22 protein-coding genes are annotated in these 23647 nt (G+C 46.2%); 10 read left to right on the forward strand and 12 right to left on the reverse strand.

Going from position 1 to position 23647, the window contains the following annotated elements:
• Window positions 1-52: 52 nt before the first annotated feature.
• The 5 genes from C9I98_RS01850 to C9I98_RS01870 all read right to left on the reverse strand — a co-directional run bounded on the left by C9I98_RS01850 (window position 53) and on the right by C9I98_RS01870 (window position 6065).
• Window positions 53-865, reverse strand: a complete 813-nt coding sequence (locus C9I98_RS01850; protein ID WP_036818093.1) for a siderophore-interacting protein — start codon at window positions 863-865, stop codon at window positions 53-55.
• 108 nt (window positions 866-973) lie between these two features.
• Window positions 974-2716, reverse strand: a complete 1743-nt coding sequence (locus C9I98_RS01855) for a methyl-accepting chemotaxis protein (protein WP_107271496.1) — start codon at window positions 2714-2716, stop codon at window positions 974-976.
• A 150-nt stretch (window positions 2717-2866) separates the two neighbouring features.
• Complete coding sequence (uxuA, locus tag C9I98_RS01860; protein ID WP_107271497.1) at window positions 2867-4051, reverse strand: mannonate dehydratase; 1185 nt, start codon at window positions 4049-4051, stop codon at window positions 2867-2869.
• 140 nt (window positions 4052-4191) lie between these two features.
• Window positions 4192-4977: an FCD domain-containing protein gene (locus C9I98_RS01865; protein WP_036826436.1), complete on the reverse strand. Its 786-nt coding sequence runs from the start codon at window positions 4975-4977 to the stop codon at window positions 4192-4194.
• Window positions 4978-5081: 104 nt separating this feature from the next.
• Complete coding sequence (locus C9I98_RS01870; protein ID WP_036827422.1) at window positions 5082-6065, reverse strand: TRAP transporter substrate-binding protein; 984 nt, start codon at window positions 6063-6065, stop codon at window positions 5082-5084.
• Window positions 6066-6364: 299 nt separating this feature from the next.
• Between C9I98_RS01870 and C9I98_RS01875 the strand changes: the two genes are divergently transcribed.
• From C9I98_RS01875 to C9I98_RS01910, 8 genes are all read left to right on the forward strand, one after another.
• Window positions 6365-6877, forward strand: a complete 513-nt coding sequence (locus C9I98_RS01875) for a TRAP transporter small permease (protein WP_036828334.1) — start codon at window positions 6365-6367, stop codon at window positions 6875-6877.
• A gap of 20 nt (window positions 6878-6897) precedes the next feature.
• A complete protein-coding gene (locus tag C9I98_RS01880; RefSeq protein WP_107271498.1) occupies window positions 6898-8199 on the forward strand; it encodes a TRAP transporter large permease in 1302 nt (433 codons plus the stop codon).
• A 79-nt stretch (window positions 8200-8278) separates the two neighbouring features.
• Window positions 8279-9742, forward strand: a complete 1464-nt coding sequence (locus C9I98_RS01885; protein WP_107271499.1) for a fructuronate reductase — start codon at window positions 8279-8281, stop codon at window positions 9740-9742.
• 69 nt (window positions 9743-9811) lie between these two features.
• Complete coding sequence (uxaC, locus tag C9I98_RS01890; RefSeq protein ID WP_036826613.1) at window positions 9812-11242, forward strand: glucuronate isomerase; 1431 nt, start codon at window positions 9812-9814, stop codon at window positions 11240-11242.
• A 3-nt stretch (window positions 11243-11245) separates the two neighbouring features.
• Entirely contained in the window at window positions 11246-12190 is a 945-nt protein-coding gene (locus C9I98_RS01895) for a sugar kinase (protein WP_036826610.1), read from the forward strand.
• Between the two features lie 48 nt (window positions 12191-12238).
• Window positions 12239-12865, forward strand: coding sequence for a bifunctional 4-hydroxy-2-oxoglutarate aldolase/2-dehydro-3-deoxy-phosphogluconate aldolase (locus C9I98_RS01900; RefSeq protein WP_036826607.1), 627 nt, complete (start codon window positions 12239-12241; stop codon window positions 12863-12865).
• Between the two features lie 125 nt (window positions 12866-12990).
• Complete coding sequence (locus tag C9I98_RS01905) at window positions 12991-13650, forward strand: hypothetical protein (protein ID WP_107271500.1); 660 nt, start codon at window positions 12991-12993, stop codon at window positions 13648-13650.
• Window positions 13651-13659: 9 nt separating this feature from the next.
• Window positions 13660-14160, forward strand: a complete 501-nt coding sequence (locus tag C9I98_RS01910) for a YgjV family protein (protein WP_107271501.1) — start codon at window positions 13660-13662, stop codon at window positions 14158-14160.
• A gap of 126 nt (window positions 14161-14286) precedes the next feature.
• Here C9I98_RS01910 and C9I98_RS01915 read toward each other — a convergent pair whose 3' ends face one another.
• From C9I98_RS01915 to C9I98_RS01925, 3 genes are all read right to left on the reverse strand, one after another.
• A complete protein-coding gene (locus C9I98_RS01915) occupies window positions 14287-14676 on the reverse strand; it encodes a hypothetical protein (RefSeq protein WP_107271502.1) in 390 nt (129 codons plus the stop codon).
• Window positions 14677-14686: 10 nt separating this feature from the next.
• Window positions 14687-15151, reverse strand: coding sequence for a NanQ anomerase/TabA/YiaL family protein (locus C9I98_RS01920; protein ID WP_036828711.1), 465 nt, complete (start codon window positions 15149-15151; stop codon window positions 14687-14689).
• Between the two features lie 145 nt (window positions 15152-15296).
• The gene (locus C9I98_RS01925) at window positions 15297-17420 is read right to left on the reverse strand and encodes a glycoside hydrolase family 3 protein (RefSeq protein ID WP_036826307.1); all 2124 of its coding nucleotides are present in this window, start codon (window positions 17418-17420) and stop codon (window positions 15297-15299) included.
• A gap of 285 nt (window positions 17421-17705) precedes the next feature.
• Here C9I98_RS01925 and C9I98_RS01930 point away from each other — a divergent pair, with 285 nt between their 5' ends.
• The gene (locus C9I98_RS01930; RefSeq protein ID WP_036826305.1) at window positions 17706-18230 is read left to right on the forward strand and encodes a GNAT family N-acetyltransferase; all 525 of its coding nucleotides are present in this window, start codon (window positions 17706-17708) and stop codon (window positions 18228-18230) included.
• Window positions 18231-18283: 53 nt separating this feature from the next.
• Here C9I98_RS01930 and C9I98_RS01935 read toward each other — a convergent pair whose 3' ends face one another.
• Entirely contained in the window at window positions 18284-18715 is a 432-nt protein-coding gene (locus C9I98_RS01935) for a universal stress protein (protein WP_036826309.1), read from the reverse strand.
• A gap of 171 nt (window positions 18716-18886) precedes the next feature.
• On the opposite strand from C9I98_RS01935, the gene C9I98_RS01940 reads away from it, so the two are divergent.
• Window positions 18887-19681, forward strand: a complete 795-nt coding sequence (locus C9I98_RS01940; RefSeq protein WP_036826304.1) for a bestrophin-like domain — start codon at window positions 18887-18889, stop codon at window positions 19679-19681.
• Window positions 19682-20137: 456 nt separating this feature from the next.
• Here C9I98_RS01940 and C9I98_RS01945 read toward each other — a convergent pair whose 3' ends face one another.
• The 3 genes from C9I98_RS01945 to prpF form a co-directional block, all read right to left on the reverse strand.
• Window positions 20138-20410 carry a hypothetical protein gene (locus tag C9I98_RS01945; protein WP_036829333.1) on the reverse strand — a complete coding sequence of 91 codons (273 nt, stop codon included), beginning with the start codon at window positions 20408-20410 and terminating at the stop codon, window positions 20138-20140.
• Window positions 20411-20481: 71 nt separating this feature from the next.
• Window positions 20482-22356 (reverse strand): propionyl-CoA synthetase, encoded by a 1875-nt coding sequence (locus C9I98_RS01950; protein WP_170111205.1) that lies wholly within the window; start codon window positions 22354-22356, stop codon window positions 20482-20484.
• 81 nt (window positions 22357-22437) lie between these two features.
• A complete protein-coding gene (gene prpF / locus C9I98_RS01955) occupies window positions 22438-23646 on the reverse strand; it encodes a 2-methylaconitate cis-trans isomerase PrpF (protein WP_036825205.1) in 1209 nt (402 codons plus the stop codon).
• Window position 23647: the final 1 nt, after the last annotated feature.

The raw sequence follows: 23647 nt of genomic DNA on the forward strand, positions 1-23647 counted from the left end.
CAGTTACTCCTCACCTCCAGCAATTAGGCTTGCCTGGAGGTGAGCTTGTCCACTATTGGCCTTCCTGCTCCAACGCAGCGTTGTCTTCACGCTTAAGTACCTTGTGGCCATCTTCCGTCACGCCCTGCTTCCAGTAGCTGCTCAGGTAACATAGCTTGCGATCCACGCCTTTATCCGAGTTGATATAACGACGAATTTCTCGCATTTGGCTAAATTCACATGCACACCATACCGCGATATCGCTGTTCTCTTGCCAAGGTAATGCTTTTATCGCATCAGAAAGGGATTGCTTGGATGACACATTCACAACCAGCTCCATACCTTCCGGGCGGGGTAACGGCTGCGCATCTTGTTCTGAAGGGACATCAATTACGACATGGCCCTTTGCATGCGTAGGCAACTCTGCCAATTTAGCCGCCATGGCTGTTAGCGAGGTCATATCGGCAATCAGAAGATAATGCTCCCCCTCAAGCGGGATACCTTGAATGGCTTTAGGCCCAACCACTGAAATGGTATCGCCAGCCTTGGCGTTCAGTGCCCATACCGAGGCATAACCGCCAATTCCAGGCTCAACACTAACCGAGGCATCAACATCATGCAGCGCCATATCGATGGTGACCGCTTTTGCTTTTTCATCATAGCCAGAGATGGTAAAGGTACGCATCATTGGCTTTTGGCCTTGGGCAAAAAGCGCTTCGACATCAGTAGAGCCAGAAGGAGTAAAAAGAAACTTGATGTACTGGCCTACGCTCTCGGTTGAGAACTGATCGATATCACCACCACCCAAGGTAATTCGCAACATGTTTGGTGTCACTTTATCTGTGTTTTGAACTACCAAGGTTTTACGACTGACCGCTTGTTTCATGATTGACTCCCTATAACTATAGAGGGTGATAATAAATCTTATTATCACCCTCCGCAAACCATTTCAGGTTCAATTTAACTTTGGTTAAGAAACTGAATGAAATTGAAATTAACTCAGCTTAAAGTTAGCCACCATGCCATTTAGCTGGCTGTTCGTGACGGCTAACTTCTCACTACTTGCAACAGTATCTTCAGCATTGTTGTTTAACTCGCGGATCATGTCATGAATGGCAATCATGTTTTGATTCACTTCTTCCGTTACTACACTTTGCTCTTTGGCAGAATTGGCTATCTGGGCGGTCAGATCATTAATCTGACTAATCGAGCCAGTCATTGCATCCAATGAACCCATCACTGCCGCTGTATGTTCAACCGTCTGTGAACAGCTGCCCTTGGTCGTTTCCATCGACTGCACCACCACAGACGTGGCCTTGCGTAACTCTGACAACATGGCATCAATTTCAGAGGTACTCTGCTGCGTTCGGGCTGCCAAAGCACGTACCTCATCTGCCACCACCGCAAAGCCACGGCCTTGCTCACCAGCCCTTGCCGCCTCAATGGCTGCATTTAGCGCTAGCAGATTAGTTTGCTCGGCTATTTCACCAATAACATGCAGCACCGTATCGATTTTCTCAAAGTCTTGGCTCATGGTTTGGATTGAGCTCGACATACCGTCAACTTCTTCGGCCAAAGCATTGACGCTATCAGCAGCAATACGTACCACTTCTTTTGACTTTTCAGCCTCAACGTTTGTCTGCTGGGTAAACTCCGACGCCTGAACCCCGCTTTGCGCGACGGTATCTGCCGTTGCGCTCATTTCATTGATGGCAGTAACCACTTTTTCGGTTTCTTGGGTATGGCTGTTTAACAGCAACTTATTAGAATCGGCCTTATCTTTTAGCGCCTCCACTTCGGTTTGGATCGCATTGCTCGACTGGGCGACATCCAGCATCATACGTTGCAGATTCGCGATGAAGTCGTTGATCCCTGCTGCAATCTTACCAAGATCATCATTGCTGTATACCGCCAGTCTATGAGTAAGATCAGCGTCCCCGCTAGACAAGCCGACAATAACATTACGAAGAGAGCTAAGGTGTTTGAAAATACTGTTAATGATGTAGATACTCAGCGGAATAATCACAAAAGACACCAGCAGTAGCGCCATCGTGATACTTTGGCTTAGTGCATTAGTATTTTTCTGAATAAAGCCTTGGTCGATATAACCTGTTAGCTGCCACTCTTTCCCACCGATGTTGAACTGGTTGGTATAAGGGATCAAATCGCCTTCGATACGGTTCGAGAATACCAACTCACCTTGCGGATCGCGCAACTCAATGTAGCTACCTTCAACCGATGACTGAGAAAGCAATTGCTGCGTACTTCTTAAATCCACATAAAAAATATCACCGCTATTACCATCACGAGGAATCGTGATACTCAGTAACGGTGTATCGCCGTCGTAAAACACGTCGCTGATTGTCACGCCGTTTGCTGAAGCGACCTGATCAATGCGCTGCTGTGCCAAGCTTTCGTCATCAATGCGACCTTGGTCGGTGACCACCAAATCAGAAATGACTTTGGTTACAGCGTAAAACCCACTACGTTGCTTTATGTCATCCAACCCCGTCAAACCAAGTGATAAATTCTCGGCAAGCACAACCTTGCTATTAATATCTTCTGCTAGTTTCTCGTTAACCAAGGTAATTTGTGCATTGATATTTTTAGCGTCACTGTCAAAAATATAACGGCTAACGAAGTAATTAACACTAAAAAATGACGTTAATACTGTTACAATTAATATAAGTATTAAAATTGAAATGATTTTTATCTTAAACGAAGTTTTGCTTGCCATTTTCATTCCCTGCTGGCCATCAACTATTATTCTAAATATAGATAAGAGAGTTAGATTACAGCGATAATGAGTAAATAAATGTCGATGTGATCGAGAAATACGAAAAAAGGCCCATATTTGGGCCTTTCATTAAGTAAGGGCTAGATAGTTTTATTTTTTAAAGAATGATCGCTTTAGCGCCAATTCCAAACCACGTACTTCTGCCAAACCTTTCAAGCGACCGATTGCCGAGTAGCCCGGGTTGGTCTTCTTTTTGAGGTCATCTAGCATCTGATGGCCGTGGTCTGGGCGCATAGGGATCAAGCGTGTGTTGCCCTCTTGCTCACGTCGTTGCTCTTCTTCCAAAATCGCCATCACAACATTGTACATGTCGACATCACCTTCTAGGTGAGCGGCTTCATGGAAGCTTAACTGGTTTTCCTCACGCTGGGTCGAGCGGAGGTGGGTAAAGTAAACGCGATCGCCATGCTGCTTGATCATATTAACGAGGTCGTTATCACCACGAACACCGTAAGATCCCGTACACATAGTGATACCGTTCATCTTGCTCGGTACTTCATTTGTCAGCCAATCAATATCTTCAATCGTCGATACGATACGTGGCAGACCAAGGATAGGGCGCGGTGGATCATCAGGGTGAACCGCCATTTTAAGTCCATTCGCATCGCACGTAGGCATGAGCTCTTTTAAGAAGTAGGCCATGTGCTGACGAAGCTTATCTTTATTAATGCCCGCATAACGGTCTAGCTGAGCTTGGAACTCTTCTAGGGTGTAACCTTCTTCGGCGCCCGGCAAACCTGCAATAATATTGCCAGTCAGCTTAGCCACTTCTTGCTCAGACATATTGTTAAAATACGCCAGTGCTTGTTCTTGCTCTTCAGCCGAATAGTCATTTTCAGCACCAGGGCGCTTAAGGATATGCAATTCAAATGCTGCAAATGCAATTTGGTCAAAGCGAAGTGCTTTAGAGCCATCCGGCATTTCAAACTCAAGATCGGTTCGCGTCCAATCCAATACCGGCATAAAGTTATAGCAAACCGTATCGATGCCGCACTCAGCTAGGTTACGAAGTGTTTGCTTGTAATTATCAATCCACTGTTGGTAGTTACCGGTTTGTGTTTTTATTTCTTCATGTACAGGTACACTTTCAACAACAGACCAAGTTAATCCTTTCGCTTCAATAATTTCTTTGCGTTTTAGAATTTCTTCTTTCGTCCATACTTCACCATTTGGAATATGGTGTAGAGCATTAACGATACCTGTTGCACCAGCCTGACGAATATCATCAAGAGAAACAGGATCATTTGGGCCATACCAGCGCCAGGTTTGTTCCATGACAATCACCTTAATATAGACATACCTAACCCGCTTGAATTAAATCAAGTTAGATACTTAAATCGACTTTAAAAATACAGCTTAATATTTACTGTAGAGAAAGTGGCCAATAAAAATATATTGGCCATCGATATTGCGGTTTATTTTTCCCCTAAGAGAACAACCGGATTCGAACTGAATAAATAACCATCAAAGTTCGGATCATCAATATCAGAAAGTTCTAATAATCGTTGCTTTACATTTTCAAGGTGTTGCCACATAGCGTTTTTAGCCGCAATCGGATCCTTCCTCTGCATGGCAGCTAGGATTCGAGCGTGATCTTCCAGCCACTCCTCGCGGTAAGCCATATCATTAATATGAGTATGAAGCTTTTTCCACATCGGGCTTTGCTCACGGCGATCCCAGGAATGCTTAAGCATATCTACCAAGACAGAGTTTTGTGTTGCTTCGGCAATGCAAAGGTGGAATTGTTCGTCACCGGTGCAGTTCTCAGAACCGCTCGCGATTTCATTTCGTTCCAGCTCCAATGCAGCGCGCATTTTTACGATATCACTTGGCGTCACCTGAATTGCAGCAAACTCAGCAATATTGCTTTCCAGCAACTGCCTTGCTTGCAGCATTTCAAATGGGCCGGCATCATCGCTAATCACGTTTTCGCGGCTATTAGGATGGCTCGGAATATTGAGCACATACACGCCAGAGCCTTTTTTCACCTCTACCAAATTTTCCAACTCAAGCATAATGATCGCTTCGCGCACAACCGTTCGGCTGACGTTCAATCGCTCTGCGATGTCACGCTCAGGCGGCAGACGGTCACCGACTTGATATCGGCCGTCAATTAGCTCTTGTCTTAGTATCAACCCTAACTCTTGATAAGGTCGTTTCGGTTCAAAAGGCATCATGATGATATTGTCACTATATTCCATTGCATTCTTACGCCATCATAATGACCAATTATAATTGGTCAACCTCTATGTCTCAAAGTGTGGCAACACTCTGTTTTACTTGTTTTTCTCTTGAGCGTTATCGCTTATTGTACCGCTTTGATGCGCTCTACAATTTCACTTAGCTCTGGGTTCGTTTTCTCTAGCTCGTCATACATAGGCTGAACAGCTTCGACGAATGCTGTTTTGTTTGGCTTAACGAACTCAACACCCATTTTTTCAGCCTTCGCACGTTCTTCCGCTTCTGACTCAGCCCATAGCTTTTTCATCAGTTCCATCGAGCTATCCGCTGCAGTTTTCAGTGCGTCTTTATGCTCGTCAGATAGTGCATCGTAAGCCTTCGTTGAAATCACAAGAACATCAGGCACCATGGTGTGCTCGTCCAGGCTGAAGTACTTAGATACTTCGCTATGGCGGCTTAGGCTGAATGACGGAATGTTGTTTTCTGCTGCATCAACAACGCCTTGCTGAAGTGCTGTATATAGCTCACCGTAAGCCAATGGTGTTGGGCTACCACCCAATGCGTTCACCATTGCGATAGCAGATGGGCTTGGCTGAACACGGATTTTCAGGCCTTTTAGATCTTCAGGCGTGTTAATTGGTTTCGATGTGTAGAAGCTACGTGCACCTGCATCGTAGTAAGTTACACCAATGAAGCCGCTGTCGCGTGAAGACGCTAGGATCTCTTCGCCCACTTCACCTTCCTTAACATTGTAGTAGTGTGACTTATCACGGAAAAGGTATGGAAGGTTAAAGGCTGCGTATGCTGGCGCAAACGCTTCTAGTTCTGCCGCATTGGTTTTCACCATTTCTAGTGCGCCATTCTGCATTAGCTCCATCGACTCACGCTGAGTACCAAGCTGTGCATCAGGGTAAATACGGATACGCACTTCACCATCAGTCAGTTTACGTACTTCTTTCGCCATGTGATCCATTGCTTGATGTACCGCATGGTCACGTGGGTGGTTGTGGCTTAATTTGAATGTCGTTGCTGCATAAACAGAAGCTGTTGCACCAAAGGTTAAAGCTGCGCCGATTACTGCTGTTAACACATTTTTGCGTGTCATCATTATTGTTATCTCCGTGAGATTGGTAATCCATTTATGTAGGGTATGTTTGCTTACGGGGCCAATATTGTCGCCAATCGAACAAATCGTCAAACCCAAAAGTCAAATTGGTTGACCCAAATCACAATAACCACCCTATAATTGGTCAACCAATACAAGTGTGATGTCCCTCACATGACTTTTCATACCCCTTTCTTATAATCCCAACCAGAAATAAGCGTCTGTCCCCATAGAAAGCATTAATACTTTCTTACATTGGTTAACCAAACCTAACGGACGCTTCACATTGAAAGGAACTGAAGATGAACAAACTGGTTGGTTATATCAATAGAGGGTTGGCGGTATTCACTGTTTCACTCTCTACTTTCTTGGTTTTCTGTGTGATCTGGCAGGTGATCTCCCGCTATGTGATTGGTAAACCAAGTACTATTACCGATGAACTTGCCCGCTACCTCTTTATGTGGGTTGCCTTGATTGGCGCCGCCTACACTACCGGCTTGAAGCGCCACCTTGCTATCGACCTACTAACAATGAAGCTAAGTGGCAAGCGTAAGCTAATCAACGAAATCATTATCCAGATGGCCATCGCCACCTTTGCTTTTGTGGTACTGGTTTACGGCGGTAGTAACCTCGCCATCAAAACATTGGCTACCGGACAGGTAACACCGGCCCTTGGATTGGAAATGGGTTACATCTATTTCTGTCTACCAATTAGCGGTGCCTTAATGATCTTCTACTCCTTTGTTTTCGCTGCTGAAAAAATTGGCCAACTCATTTCTGGCAACATCCCGACATCTGAAGCCCAACAGAATTAATTTTATAAAGGACTACAACTATGGAATGGCAAGTCATTCTCACTCTATTTGGTAGCTTTGCAGTTCTCCTGACTTTGGGGATCCCTGTTTCTTTTGCTATCGGTCTTTCATCGCTTGCAACTATCATGATGAGCCTGCCGCTTGAGCCCGCGATTGCCGTGGTTGCCCAACGTATGGCAGCAGGCCTTGATAACTTTGCCCTACTCGCTATCCCGTTCTTTATTTTGGCGGGTAACATCATGAACCAAGGCGGTATTGCAATTCGTCTGATCAACTTTGCCAAAGTACTGGGTGGCCGCCTGCCTGGCTCCCTTGCGCACGTAAACGTGATGGCAAATATGATGTTCGGCTCGATTTCTGGCTCTGCGGTTGCATCGGCAGCGGCGGTAGGTGGCACCATGTCACCACTACAAAAGAAGGACGGCTACGACGAGCACTTCTCGGCTGCCGTTAACATCACTTCATGCCCAACAGGCCTGTTGATCCCGCCAAGTAACACCCTGATCGTATTCTCTTTGGTCTCTGGCGGTACTTCAATTGCAGCCTTGTTCTTGGGTGGCTACATCCCAGGTATTATCATGGGCCTGAGCTTAATGTGTGTGGCAGGTTTCATCGCCAAACGCCGTGGCTACCCGCTTGCACCTAAGCCGACGTTGGCTGAGGTGTGGGATACATTGATCAAAGCTCTGCCATCACTGATGCTTATCGTGATCATCATGGGCGGTATCATCGGTGGTATCTTCACCGCAACCGAAGCATCGGCCATTGCGGTTGTCTACACCTTTATACTCGCGGTATTGGTTTACCGTGAAGTGAAGTTCCGCGATCTACCGAAAATCATCTTGGAATCAGCCGTAACGACTTCAATCGTACTGCTTCTGGTTGGTGCTTCTATGGGGATGTCTTGGGCGATGGCCAATGCCGATATCCCTTACATGATTGCGGACGCGCTACTTGCAGTATCTGAAAACCCGCTAGTTATCCTACTGATCATCAACTTGATTCTATTGATTGTTGGTATCTTCATGGATATGACTCCAGCGGTTCTGATCTTTACCCCAATCTTCTTGCCAATCGCGCTTGACCTAGGTATCGACCCAGTTCACTTCGGCATCATGATGACCTTCAACTTGGCTATCGGTATCTGTACACCGCCTGTAGGTAGTGCGCTATTTATCGGCTGTTCAGTCGCGAAGGTTTCAATCGACAAGATCATCAAACCACTACTGCCATTCTATGCGGCGCTCATTGCTGCTCTACTGGCTGTAACCTTTATTCCTCAGCTAAGCCTGTTCCTACCGGGCCTAGTACTAGGTTACTAATTCAGATTTTGGCAACACATTAAAAACACAATGATTTCACCCGCCGCCAGCTTATGCTGGCGGACTCAAGGACACGACAATGGATAATATTGCAAACGCAAACCTCAACCCTCAAGTCATTCGCCCACAGTACGATCGCAAAGCGCTACAGAGCCGTATCGTCCACCTAGGCTTTGGCGCCTTCCACCGTGCACACCAAGCCCTGTTTACCAATGAGATGCTGGAGAAAACGGGTAGCAACTGGGGTATTTGCGAAATTAACCTGTTTGGTGGTGAAGCGCTGATCAACCAGCTGCGCGAGCAAGACCACCTATATACGGTGGCTGAGAAAGGTGCACAAAGCACCGCAGTTAAAATGATTGGCTCAGTCACGGAGTCGCTTCACCCTAACTTTGACGGTAAAGAAGCGATCCTGAGTAAAATGGCCGAAGAGCAAGTCGCTATTGTATCGATGACCATTACCGAGAAAGGCTACTGTGCCGACCCAGCAACAGGCCGCCTAGACAAAAACAATCCGCTAATCAAAGCAGATTTGGCCAACCCTCGCGAGCCAGATTCAGCCATTGGTTACATCGTTGAAGCATTGCGCATCCGCCGAGAGCTAAGCATCAAGCCATTCACCGTTATGTCGTGCGATAACGTACAGGAAAACGGCCACGTTGCACGTGCGGCGGTTCTTGACTTCGCTAGCCTAGTCGACCAAGAGCTAGCAAGCTGGATTGAAGCCAATGTCACTTTCCCGTGCACTATGGTTGACCGTATTGTACCGGCGGCAACGGCTGAAACCCTGGCGGAAATTACCGAATTAGTCGGCATTGAAGACCCATGCGGCATTGCTTGCGAACCATTCCGCCAGTGGGTAATTGAAGACAACTTTGTGAACGGCCGCCCTGAGTGGGATGTGGCGGGCGCTGAGTTTGTTGAAGACGTTGTGCCGTTTGAAGAAATGAAGCTTCGTATGCTTAACGGCAGCCACTCATTTCTTGCTTACCTAGGCTACCTTGGTGGTTACCCGCATATCTCCGATACCATGACCAATGAGCACTACCGCCAAGCCGCTTTCGATATGATGATGAAAGCACAGGCACCGACCCTTACCATGCCAGAAGGTACTGACTTAGAAGGGTATGCCAAACTGCTTATCGACCGTTTCACCAACCCAAGCCTGAAGCACCAAACGTGGCAGATCGCAATGGATGGCAGCCAGAAGATTCCACAGCGTATGGGCGGCTCGCTACGTCATCACCTTGCCAACGGCAGTGATTACAAATGGCTAGCGATGGGCATTGCAGGATGGATGAGATACATCAGCGCACAGGACGAGAAAGGCGACGCTATTGATGTCAGAGACCCTATGGTTGACCAGTTCAAAGCCATTTACAAAGAACACGGTATCAACCCTACCGCCGTTAGAGCTTTGCTGGGTATTGAATCCATCTTCGGGACCGATCTGATTGAAAATGAAAGCTTTATCAATGAAGTGACTAACGCTTATCAGTTGATCATCACCAAGGGTGCCCGCGCTGCCGTTGCATCTCTGTAATTCGTCTTCTTGTCATCAATTCTTCCCTCTGAATGCTGTGCGTTTTCAGAGGGGAAACCGGAGTTAAAAATGAAAACATTCTTGTGTGACGATTTCCTACTGACCAACGATATCGCTCGTCAGCTATACCATGACTTTGCCAAAGACATGCCCATTTATGACTACCACTGCCACCTCAACCCACAAGAAGTAGCAGAAAACCGCCGTTTCGATAACATCGGCCAAATGTGGCTTGAAGGCGACCACTATAAGTGGCGTGGTATGCGTGCAGCGGGCATCCAAGAAGCCCTTATTACCGGGAAATCTACATCAGACTTCCACAAGTACATGGCTTGGGCCAAAACCGTACCGCAAACCCTTGGCAACCCGCTATACCATTGGACCCACCTTGAGCTTCGCCGTCCTTTTGGGATCACCGGTAAACTATTTGGCCCTAAAACAGCAGAAGACATCTGGCACGAGTGTAATGAGATGTTAGCAAGCCCTGAGTTTTCAGCTCGTGGCATCATGAAGCAAATGAACGTGGTCATGGCCGGTACGACAGATGATCCAATCCATACCCTGGAACACCACAAGGCAATTGCCGAAGATGAGAGCTGTGATATCGAGGTTGCGCCTAGCTGGCGACCTGACCGTGCCTTCAAGATCGAGTTAGATGGCTTTGCTGAATACATGCAGCTTCTTGGCGAAACGGCAGATGTAAATATCAGCCGCTTCGACGATCTGCTAACCGCCCTTGACCGCCGCCTTGATCACTTTGCCGCCCACGGCTGTCGCGCTGCTGACCACGGCATCGAAATTGTACGCTACGGTAAGATCCCGGCAGAATCAGAGCTGGATAATATGCTAGCCCGTCGATTGGCTGGTGAAGTTCTGTCCGAAGACGAGATCGATCAATTCAGCACTGCCGTTCAAGTATGGCTTGGCAAGCAATACGCCAAGCGCGGTTGGGTCATGCAATTGCACATTGGCGCCCAGCGCAATAACAGTACTCGCATGTTCCAGCTGCTCGGCCCTGATAGTGGCTTTGACTCAATTGGTGATCGTCCATTTGCTTTCCAGCTGGCCTCTCTGCTGAACGACATGGATCTCACCGACGAGCTACCAAAGACAATCTTGTACTGCCTAAACCCACGCGATAATGAAATGATGGCGACCATGATTGGTAACTTCCAAGGTGGTGGTGTTGCAGGCAAAATCCAGTTTGGTTCGGGTTGGTGGTTCAACGACCAGAAAGACGGTATGCAACGCCAGATCGAGCAGTTATCGCAACTTGGCCTGCTTAGCCAATTCGTCGGCATGTTGACTGATTCGCGCAGCTTCCTATCTTATACCCGCCACGAGTATTTCCGTCGTATTCTATGTGACATGATTGGTCGCTGGGTGGTTAATGGCGAAGTACCAAACGACATCAATATGCTTGGTAAACTGGTTCAGGATATCTGCTTCAACAATGCCAAAACCTATTTCAAGCTACCATCTGAAATCGCAGGAGCCTAAAGCATGAAGCGTATCGCATTGCTTGGCGAATGCATGATTGAGCTCAATGGCGCCCCGTTCGGCGCCATGGAGCAAACTTACGGCGGTGATTCACTCAATACCGCCGTATACCTTGCTCGCTGCGCTGGCCAATCTATCAATATCGACTACATTTCAGCTCTGGGCACCGATGCCATCAGTGACGGAATGCTTTCTCGCTGGCAACAGGAAGGAGTAGGTACTCACTACGTTTTGCGCGATGCACAACGCCAGCCAGGGCTTTATTTGATCCAACTCGACGATCAGGGCGAGCGCACTTTCCTTTATTGGCGAAACCAGTCTGCTGCACGTTACATGTTGCAGCACCCTAAATTCGACAAAGTTAGCACGCATTTGAAGCAAGTCGACTGGGTGTATCTAAGTGGGATAAGCATAGCGATTTTGCCGCAAGAAGATCGACAACAACTCATCGACTTACTCGCTGAATTGACTCAGTCAGGCGTTAAAGTCGCGTTTGATTCCAACTACCGCCCTGCCCTATGGGAGTCGGTAGAACAGGCACAACGCTGCTACCAACAAATATTTAGCTTCACTGACCTTGCGCTTGTCACTAATGATGACGAAGAAGCGCTATGGGGTGATAGCTGTGAAGAAGCCACATTGGCTCGCTTGCAGCAAGCTGGCGTTCGAAAAGCAGTGGTAAAAATGGGCGCTAAAGGAAACTTCTACCAAGACTTCAGTACAGATGATCGCATGTTCATTGCCACCAACCCAGTTCAAACCGTCATTGATACAACGTCTGCTGGCGACTCTTTCAACGCTGGGTTTCTTGCAGGTGTACTAACCGAAAAAGATCCTATCGAGTGCTCGCAACAAGGTCACCGCTTAGCGGGCACAGTGATCCAGCATAAAGGGGCAATCATTCCCCATGTCGCAACGCAAGATATTGATTTTAACCAAGCTCAGTAAGCAGGCACTTAATTCATATAACCAAACAGCGCAAAAGGACACCAGACAATGAGCAACATCGCACAACAACTTGCCGATATCAAAGTGATTCCAGTGATTGCTATCGATCGTGCACAAGACATTATCCCCCTTGGCAAAGCATTGGCTGAAAACGGCTTACCAGCAGCTGAAATTACTTTCCGCTCCGACGCGGCTGCCGAGGCTATTCGCTTGCTACGCGAAGCACAACCTGACATGCTGATTGGTGCAGGTACCGTGCTTAACAAAGAGCAAGCCATTGCTGCCAAAGAAGCCGGTGCCACTTTTGTCGTCTCTCCGGGTTTTAACCCAAATACGGTCAAGGCTTGCCAAGAGCTGGGCATTGATATCGTACCAGGCGTCAACAATCCAAGTGCGGTAGAAGCGGCTATCGAGATGGGTATCACCACGTTGAAGTTTTTCCCTGCCGAAGCGTCTGGCGGTATTAACATGGTGAAATCCTTGCTGGGCCCTTACACCCAGATCCAGTTCATGCCGACTGGCGGGGTCAACACCAAGAATGTGAAAGATTACCTTGCCATTGATCGCGTATTCGCTTGTGGTGGTACTTGGATGGTTGATAAAAAACTCATCAACGAAGGCCGTTGGGACGAAATTGGCCGTTTGGCAAAAGAAGCGGCTGACCTTGTAAAGTAAGCAGCTCGCAGCATCACTTTTGAGGCTTCCTTTCGGAAGCCTTTTTACTGGCCCAGCACTTTAATGCGCCAGTACTTCCATGGCCTTAATTTAACGCCCTTATTCATTAATCTAGGAAGCCAAGCATGCACGTCGCTTTTCTCTATACACTCGAAGCCAATGTTGCCCTGTTTCGCCCTTATATCAACCGATACTTAGGCCAAGCTGACGTGACTATTAGCCACCATGTTAACGAGGCATTACTTCAACAAGCCATCGAACTTGGCGAAGTCGCTGAGGTCACAGAATCGGTACAGGATGCAGTGAAACAATTGAGCGCTAACGGGGCTGATTGGGTAATTTGTACTTGTTCGAGCATCGGCGATATGGCAGAGCAAACACCCAATATCCAAGCATTGGTTACCCGAGTCGACCGTCCAATGGCCATGAAGGCAACGACATATAAAAAAGTGCTGGTGCTGGCCGCTTTAGAAAGCACGATTCAACCAACAATGGCCTTGCTTGAACAATGTGGGCAAGAACAACAGCAAGCGCCAGTGATTGAAACGGCCATCGTGCCTAACGCATGGTCATCTTTCACCTCTGGCGACATTACTACCTATGCCAAGGTCATCGCAGACTATATCAATCGCATCAGCGGGTTTGATGCCATCATCTTGGCTCAAGCCTCCATGGCCCCCGCCCTCGAGCATGACATAACGACTACAACACCTGTACTGACAAGCCCTGCGCTTTGCCTGACACATATTGCGGATAAGCTTGCTCAAGCAAAGCACTCAACGTAAGGATGAACCATGCCTGAACTCGATTTCGCCCAATCTATTGGTATTGTTGCCTTTCTTATCGGAGCAACCGCATTCTTACACCAAGACGGCAATAAATTTCGTCTTCACCTTACATTTTTCCAGATTGTACTTTGCAGCCACTTTATCTTGATGGGTGCGATTACCGCCGCTATTGGTTGTGGGATCAGCGCACTGAGAAGTTATGCATCAACAAAAACCCAGTCTGGCTACGTCATGGGACTCTTCATTGCATTGTTATGGATAATGGGACTACCGAACTTACAATACAGTTATGAGCTACTGACTATTTTTGGTGCTTCGGTTGCGACGTACGGCCTATTTAAAACCGACGGGCTCACCTTACGCTTTCTTATCTTATTCAACTCATTCTGCTGGTTAACCAATAACCTGCTGCTCGGCTCTATCGGCGGAACAATGATGGAGGCAACATTTATTGTTGTGAACCTATATACCATTACAAATTTAATTAAACAGGCAAGAGAAACATAGAAAAACACCAAGCTCATGCTTGGTGCTATCATCGATTAAATTATGCGTTATAGTTTATACCCTAACAATATTAAATTAAACAAACCAACTAAATTAATAATATTTTCATAAGAAGATGTGTATTAGTTATGCGTCAACTTTAGATAATAGAATACCATTTTGGTAGTTCATATTTGGGATTAACGTTAGCTTGTCTGCTGACATTTTATTGCCACATGGTAGTTGAATATGATTGACCATCCAAACCACACAGCCACTATCCAAGTTAAACAACCCCCTCACCTGTGTGTATAAAGTGCCATCATTAAACTCATCAGAAACTGCGAATGCTTTTCCTTGCCATGCACCTAGCACCTTTTCCTGGCTAACTGGCAAATCCAAATAGAGCATTTCAGGCTCAACATCTTTTACAACCTTCATACATAGCCGAGTACGGCTATCACTTTGTTTTTCCACCCAAAGTCGATGAGGGATATCACTATCCTCCCAACCTAATACATTCATATATGAGTTCATCATTCATTCCTTAAATCAAACTCTTATCGATTTTCACAACCGCTTTTTTAACTGGCATTGGGTTATCAACGGCAACCAAAGGACGATGCGGCTGCAAAGTGTCGAAAACAACAAAGTCACCGGCCTGCAGACAGGTAAACTTTTCATCAACAATATCTTCGCTAAACGCTACGTCTTTTTCTAACAGGCAGTCTTCGGATATTGATAAAAATGGCTCAAGGCTATAGCCAAAGCATTCATGCCCGGCTAATAAAATTTGTACATCAATATAGCGTTTATGGATTTCACATCGCCTCTCGGCTAATAACTGGGTATGATCATCAACAACAAAGAAAAAAGCTTTATCACCAATGATAGAATAATGACCACAATCGTCATTTTCAACCAAGCGTTTTTTTACCACTTTTATGATATCAATTATTTTCTCATCGAGGTAACGATGATTATCTATGCTATTTAAATTACCTTTAATCATGCAGAATTTCACTCACCAATATAAAACAATAATATTATACATCAAACCCACAATTGGTTGACCAAAGCTTATTGATATATTGACATTGATCGAATAATAAAAAGGCCAGGTAAAATACCTAGCCTTTTTTATTCGCATAAATCAATTAATATGAAAGTCCATCACCGAATGTCCAACGAAGCTGCATTTTACTATCCATATGTCCCGGTACATCCGAGTCATTATTATCGGCATCAACCTGTCTCATTGGTATTGATATTGGCATTTTACCGCTAGGGTTAAACTCACCCGTTAGCACATCAAGAATCGCAGCATCAGAGGTGCCAAAAGTCGCCACTACTGAATGTAAATTAGCACTATCAACCTCTTCTAAAGACCATGGACTGGTAAAGTTAACCACCAGTACCGTATCTTTATTTCCTGCAACATCATTGATGTAGTCAATATCGATGTTGTTCTCAGACAGTTTCAGCGAAATTGGATCTTCGGAAGCAGAAAACAGGCCACAGTTATTCGGTATCACAACTAGCACTGCTGTATCTGCATCATCGATGTCATCCACAATGTTAATTGTTTCAGCGCTATTTAACCCTAATGAACGAGCCAAATTGGTTTCGACAACCTCGTTACTCGCTGGCAACAAGGTATTTTTTGCCGCAACTGTAGCAGCACTTTCGGCTCCCATTGACATAATACCACCACTACATTGCGCATCAGACCACATCTTCTCAATGTATACATTACTGTTTTGGCGAAGTGGCAGAATAGACTTATCATTCTCTAGCAATACGATAGACTTACGTTGAGCAATATCCGCTTTCTTCTGAAACTCCTCGTTTCCAGCTACTTCACTTGCATATTGCGGATCAACATAAGGGTTTTCAAAAATACCCAGCTCAAACTTCTCACGTAGGAGGCGTCGAACAGATTGATCAATCCTGTCTTCACTCACCATGCCTGACTCAACCGTTTCTAGCAAATACTCAGGGTTGGCGTTACCAGAAAACAGGTCAATACCTGACTCTAATGCCTTTTGGTAGCGTTCATTCAAGTTATAGCTTTCAACACCCCATGGTTGCCAAAAAATTGGTCCGGTGTCAGAGTTTACAATTCCATCAAAGCCCATTTCTTTTCGTAGTAAGTCAGTAATAATGGCTTTGTTATAAGCAAACGCCACTTCTTCGAAATCAAAGTCAAGGTCGCTGGTACTATTAATCGGCATAGCATAATAAGGCATTATCGAAGAGGTGCCTGAATCAATAGCAGCCTGGAAAGGTATTAGGTGGTAATCAAACATTCCTCCAGGATAATGCTGTTCTTGACCCCAATGAAAATGTGGGTCTTCCCCATCAACTTGTGGGCCACCGCCAGGGAAGTGCTTAGTCGTTAAGGCGACTGAGTGAGTGCCTAACTTATCACCTTGGAAACCTTCGGTAATGGCTTTTATCATATCGGCAGCTAGATGGGCGTCTTCACCAAAAGTCCCTTCCACTCGCTCCCATCTCGGCTCAGTACCAATATCAGCCATATACTGATAGCCTTTCCTTAAGCCAACCGACACCCATTCTTGGGCCGCAATTTCTGCAAACTCCTTCACCAACTCAGCATCTCGCGTTGCAGCTAAGCCTAACTCACCCGGCCATGCCGAAAATGCGGTTTCACCCACACTCACCCCAATGCCTGCATCTGCTGCAATGTGATTTCGTGGGTTGGACGTGATAAGTGCTGGAATACCGAGACGGGTATCTTCTGCAACTTCTTGTAAATTGTTTGCCCAAAGGGCGGAGATAAAGGCAGACTCATTATCTCGTGCAATAAATCGACGTAAGTGCCTTTCCTGAATACCTTTCGTTGCACCAGACTCAGACATCATTGGTGCTAGCGTAGGCACAGCAGGGTTAAATGGGTTGAAAGAACTTACAGAGTCGTTCTCATTAAGCCGACCATCGGCTTTACCAAGCTTATCTCTGCCCATATTATGGGTTGAGATAAGCATCAAGCCGACTTTTTCTCCAAGCGTCATGCGGCTTAACAGATCTTCGACGCGTTGATTGACAGGCAATCGCCAATCTTCATACGGTGCTAAGCTTCCATCCCCATCTAAGTCTCGGAATCGGTAGCCATCAACCTCAAGCAACGCATGGACGCGAGATTGTACAACGGGCTGAATTAAATCATCCTTTCCGTCGTTGGAGTTTGATGAGGAGTTACAACCGGCCAACACAAGTGCCACTGCTATTGGTGCTAGGGTAAAGAATTTGCTGTTCATACTGTGCCTTTTAATTTTTTATGTCATTGAAACAACAGCTCCATCATAATCCCCGATAATAATTGGTTAACCAAAACAAATTGAAAACTCGATCAAAATCAACCAATTTATATTTTTGGTTAACATTGCTCACAATTCACTAAATGTTAGAAATTTTTTCACCGTATCTAATAAGCCCATCACAGAAACAGGCCATAGATATTGGTACTTGCTCAAGCAAAAAAATATTTGCAGTATAGGTACTCAACGCCCCTCAGTGATGAATTCTGATTTAAAGGACTATTTGTGAACATAACCCCTGCCACAATCAATGATGCTGAAAATATCGCTCACCTCCACGCCACCAGCTGGCAAGGGATTTACCAAGGCTTACTTAACAGCGATTACCTCAAAGACGGTGTGTTTTCCGAAAGGGGCGAGCTATGGCAAACACGTTTTACATCGCCGCAGCCTAATCAACGGGTGTATATTGCCACTCTAAATAACCAGTTGTGCGGCTTTATCTGCATCTACCTTGATCAAGATAAGGCATGGGGAACACTGATTGAGAACCTGCATGTTAACCCAAGCTTCAAAGGCCAGGGCATAGGCCGAACGCTGCTACACCACGCCGCAAAGCAGGCTTCTGCACAAGCAAATATTGATGGGATGTATCTAGAAGTATTGGCGGGTAATACCAGTGCCCAAGCATTTTACCAATACTTAGGGGCGTATGAGGCGAAGGCCCAGCAATGGCAAGCCCCCGAAGGCAGTACCGTCGATGAGTTTGTGTATCGTTGGGACAGCATTACTACGCTGCTCAATGCCTAACACATAGTTAAGCGAATCGACTAGGAGAATAAGCCAAGCAAATGGCATAGCCATCATCGCTCAAGGCGAACAAATAAAATATCGCAGGGCATCTTGCGTAACAATGGCTCACTCGCTGACATTGTAAGCTGATGGAAGAGGGTTGATTCATGGTGGCCAATAATTAACAGATCAATCTCATACTCACCCACCGCTTTTATGATTTGATCTTCCACATACCCTGCATAAAACAAGTGTTTATATACAGGGTAATCAGCCCCTTTAAGTAAGTTTTTCATGGCGATTACAGACTGGCTGTGTACCTTGTCATCAAACCTTTCAGGATTAAATTCACGCACACCCTCATAGATCTTAGAGAAGTCAGGATCAATGTGGATCACACTAAACTGTGCTTGATTTAGCCGCGCTTGCTGCGCCGATTTCATCACCAATTGTTCAGCATCTTCATTGAAGTTCACTGCTAGCATCATATGCTTATAGTTCATGACAACACCCAGCTGGCTGTGGTTTCTCCCTTTCAAGTATATCCAACCACACTGCAAGTCGCTGACTTTCACATTCCTTCCACAAGATGCCACCATAAATACGGTGTTTATTGCAGCCGCTATACTGTTATCAGCAACCGAATAACCATAACCAAAAATCAAGGTCGTTATATGTTTCAGGAAGCCTTCTTTGATTCGCTATCCATCTATGCCATTCTGGCTTTGATCTTTATCGTCATCGCCTTAATGTTCGAGTTCGGATACCGTTTAGCCCTTGGTACCCCCTCGAAGCAAATCACCCAATCAATCAGCCCTATGGCAACAGGCCTTGCTAGCCTGCTCGCGTTTATTCTTGCTTTTACCTTTAGTATGGCGGCGTCAAAATCAGCCGATCGCAAAGAGTTGGTATTGAAGGAAGCCAATGCTGTGGGGACGGCGATCCTCCGTACATCGCTACTTGATGAGCCCTACCGCTCAAGAAGCCGCGAGCTATTTAGAGAATATGTCACCATCAGGGTTGTTGAAGACAAGAGAAAGCAAAAACGGGTTGTTAATTCAGTCATCAAACAAAGTGAGGCTCTCCAACTCCAGCTCTGGAACGAAGCGATGAAAGCCCATGAATCTACCTCCCCTCAGCAATTACTGCTCTATATAAATTCTTTAAACGAAGTCATTGATATACATACAGAAAGAATCAATAAAGGGATCCGTGGCCGTATCCCTGTCAGCATTTGGTTTACTTTGGGTTTTCTCACTTTTCTAACGATTGGGCTCAATGGCCTCCAAGTCGGATCGCAAAACAAAGGCCGTGCACTGGTGGCCGCAGTGCCTTTTGCACTGGCTTTTTCTATCGTTCTTACCTTAATTGTCGAACTCGACAGGCCTTCGAGAAGTATCATCGATATCAGCCAGCAGCCTCTCATTGATTTGCGTGACAGTTTGGACGTAATGTTAAAGCCAAAGTAATAAAACCGCCCCAAAAAATACCCACTAAGTATTAGGTTATTTCCTGTACACACGTAATAACTAATTTGTCGACATAAAAGAAGGGAGGTTGATGGGGATCAAATTTGTAGATTTTTTCTTATAATCGCAATCAAAAGTTAATATGAAACCCTAACCTTATCATGTATATTCACACCACTTTATGAGATGGATATCACATTTACATATCTATCAGTAATAAAATATATTAAAAATGATAAGGCTAGGTAATGAGTAAGGATGCGAAGCAACTTCGGCAAAAGCTAAAAATACAAAGTCGTGATGCAATCAACAAGACAAGGTTGTCTTTTCTTGAAAAGTACAATAAGCAATCAAAAAACCGCTAAAAGCACCTCTGATCCAAATTTAGAACGGTTAACATAAAGAAGCCACTCATAATCATGAATGGCTCCTTAATTTACTCGCCTGGACATTGGATTAATACTCAGCAGGCACAACAAGATTGCCCAAAACCACCTTTTTTATTGCAGGCGACATGCTTTGCTCATAATATTCAGCAAGCTTTTTTTCATGCAAAGCCACCTTGGTATCGGGTACGACCGCCTTCTCGTGCTGTTCATCCATAAACACAATTGACGGTTCAAACTGCGGTACGTTCGCATATTCAGTCACGCTATCATCAAACCATGACAACTTATCGACGGCCACAATCCCCAAGGCAAAAATCATCACGATAAGATTAAGCTGCATAGATCCTCCTTTTTCAATGCATCGCCTTAGTTGTAAACCAATTGTTAAAAACGATCAAGATCACATTAACATCAATTGATTACTTTCTCTATCTCGCTGAGGCTCGAAGGATCATCAATCGTCGATGGCACAACATACTGCTCACCATCTGCTATCTGCCGAATTACCCTACGCAATATCTTACCTGAGCGCGTTTTAGGTAGCCTATCGACCACCAGCGCACGGTTGAAGCAGGCTACCGCACCGATTTCGCTTCGCACTTTCTGCAGTAGTTCTTTTTCTATGGCACCATTCTCCGAATAGTAGCCATCTTTTAAAACCACCAGACCCAACGGTAACTGACCTTTCAAGTCATCATGGATACCAATCACCGCACACTCGGCAACGGCTTCATGGCCGCCTACCACTTCCTCCATCTCACCCGTTGATAAACGGTGACCCGCCACATTGATGACATCGTCTATGCGTCCCATCACGAATAAATACCCTTCATCATCAAGGTAGCCCCCATCCCCTGAAACGTAATACCCTGGGAATTGACTTAAATAGCCTGACTGGAACCTATCGTGGTTGCGCCACACCGTGGGTAGGCAGCCGGGTGGTAGTGGCCTTTTAATCGCAATATAGCCTTGCTGATTGGCTTGTTTTTCTTCTCCGGTTTCATCTAAAACAACCACGCCATAACCCGGTATAGGTATAGTGGCCGAGCCTGGTTTAATCGCAAAACTTTCTAGCCCAACCGGGTTACCCGCGATAGCCCAGCCTGTTTCTGTCTGCCACCAATGATCGATCACTGGGCGCTGGGTTTTCTCTTGCACCCATTCCAGTGTTGGCGGATCTAACCTTTCGCCCGCCATATAAATCGCTTTTAGCTTCGGCATCGGGTAATCCACCAACATTGCCCCTTCGGGATCTTCTTTCTTAATCGCTCGGAAGGTTGTAGGGGCGGAAAACAGCACCTTCACCCCGTAGTCATTACATACTCGCCAAAACGCCGCAGGATCAGGTGTTTTAACCGGTTTCCCCTCAAACATAACCGTGGTGCAACCATGAATGAGTGGACCATAAACAATATAAGAATGGCCAACGACCCAACCAACGTCAGACGCAGCCCAAAATACATCACCGGGATCCACGGCATAGACCGTCTCCATACTGTATTTCATCGCTACGGCATGGCCGCCATTGTCCCTCACCACTCCTTTCGGTTTGCCCGTTGTGCCAGAGGTATACAAAATATAAAGTGGGTCGGTGGCTTTGACGGGCACACAGGGATACATGTCTGCTTTTTGCTTTAGCATCTGCCAGTCACGATCCCTTTCTTCGGTTAATTCTGCACGGCAGGCATTACGTTGGAATACCACCACATGCTCTGGCTTCCAACGGCTGTCCATAATGGCTAGATCAACCAAAGGCTTATAAGGGATAACCTTGTTTACTTCGATGCCGCAGCTAGCAGTCAGTACCAGTTTGGGCTCGGCGTCTTCGATACGCACAGCCAGCTCATTGGGCGCAAAGCCCCCGAATACCACTGAGTGAATGGCACCGATCCGAGCGCATGCCAACATGGCCATTGCAGCTTCGGGGATCATCGGCATATATATCACCACGCGATCCCCTTTCACTACCCCAAGCTCAGCCAACATACCCGCCGTTTTGGCGACTTGGTCTCGCAATACCTGATAACTGTATTGAACCTTGGTGCCTGTTACTGGTGAGTCATAAATAAGGGCAGTTTGATCGCCCCTCCCCGCTTCCACATGCTGATCTAACGCCAAGTAACAGGTATTCAATTCACCGTCAGCAAACCAGCGTTCGATACCATTTTCATCTTTGCTTAAAATCGTTTGCGGAAATTGATACCACGGAAGTTTTTGTGCTTGCTGTTGCCAAAAATCTTGCGGCGCAGTTTGTGCCAACTGATATTCTTTCTGATATACAGACATAGTGCTTCCTCCAGTATGTCCTGACATTGCTCAATCAAAGTGCTTTAAACGTTTTAGTTAATAACGTTATTCAAAATGCCGTTATACAAAGACATCAGATGGAACACGGACAAAGCCCTCCATCAATATGCGCGCGCTGCGACTCATCATCACTTTCTCAACCTGCCAACCTTGCGGTGCTGGTTTTGCACGCGCCCCCACCCTCAGCGTTCCCGATGGGTGGCCGAAAGTGACAGACTCTTTATTCCCGCCACCAGCAGCCAAGTTAACCAAGGTTCCCGGTACACACGCTGCAGAAGCGATGGCCACTGCCGCAGTGCCCATCATGGCATGGTGCAACTTCCCCATCGACAAGGCTCGCACCAGTACATCAACATCCTCTTCATTCACGGCTTTACCACTTGATGATAGGTAGGTGTTGGGTTTGGCGACAAAAGCCACTTTAGGCGTGTGCTGACGAGTTTCAGCTTCTTCAAGGCTCGTTATCAGCCCCATTTTCAATGCACCATGGGCCCGGATACGCTCGAACATCGCCAACGCCTTTTCATCGCTGTTAATGTCTTCCTGCAATTCAGTGCCGGTATAGCCCAGCGCGTCGGCATCGATGAAGATCGTCGGTATCCCAGCGTTGATCATTGTGGCATTGAAGGTTCCCACATCAGGCACTTCGAGATCATCGATCAAGTTACCGGTTGGGAACATCGCGCCATCGCCGTCGGCAGGATCCATAAAATCCACCTGGATCTCAGCGGCAGGGAATGTCACGCCATCGAGTTCGAAGTCGCCGGTTTCCTGCACAAAACCATTCACCACCGGCACATGGATTTCGATGGTTTTCTCGATATTAACCTGCCAAACACGCACGGTAACGCTGCCATTTTGTGGAATACGCTCTTTCGCAATGAGCCCGGCATGAATCGCGAACGGCCCAACAGCTGCCGAAAGGTTTCCGCAATTGCCACTCCAATCCACAAAAGGTTTATCAATCGATACTTGGCCAAACAAATAATCGACATCGTGATCTGCTTTGTCGCTTTTTGACACAATCACGGTTTTGCTGGTACTCGAAGTGGCGCCCCCCATCCCATCAATTTGCTTGGCATAAGGGTCTGGGCTACCAATGACGCGCATCAGCAACTTATCTCGACTTTCACCTGCCACCTGAGCTTCGGGGGGTAAGTCAGCAAGGTTGAAAAACACCCCTTTGCTGGTGCCACCACGGATATAAGTGGCTGGCACTTTTAATTGTGGCTGGGACTTAAATTGAAGCTGAGAAGATAAATTTGTCATG

This window comes from Photobacterium sanctipauli (assembly GCF_003026495.1).
In the GTDB taxonomy this organism is placed as follows: Bacteria; Pseudomonadota; Gammaproteobacteria; order Enterobacterales; family Vibrionaceae; genus Photobacterium; species Photobacterium sanctipauli.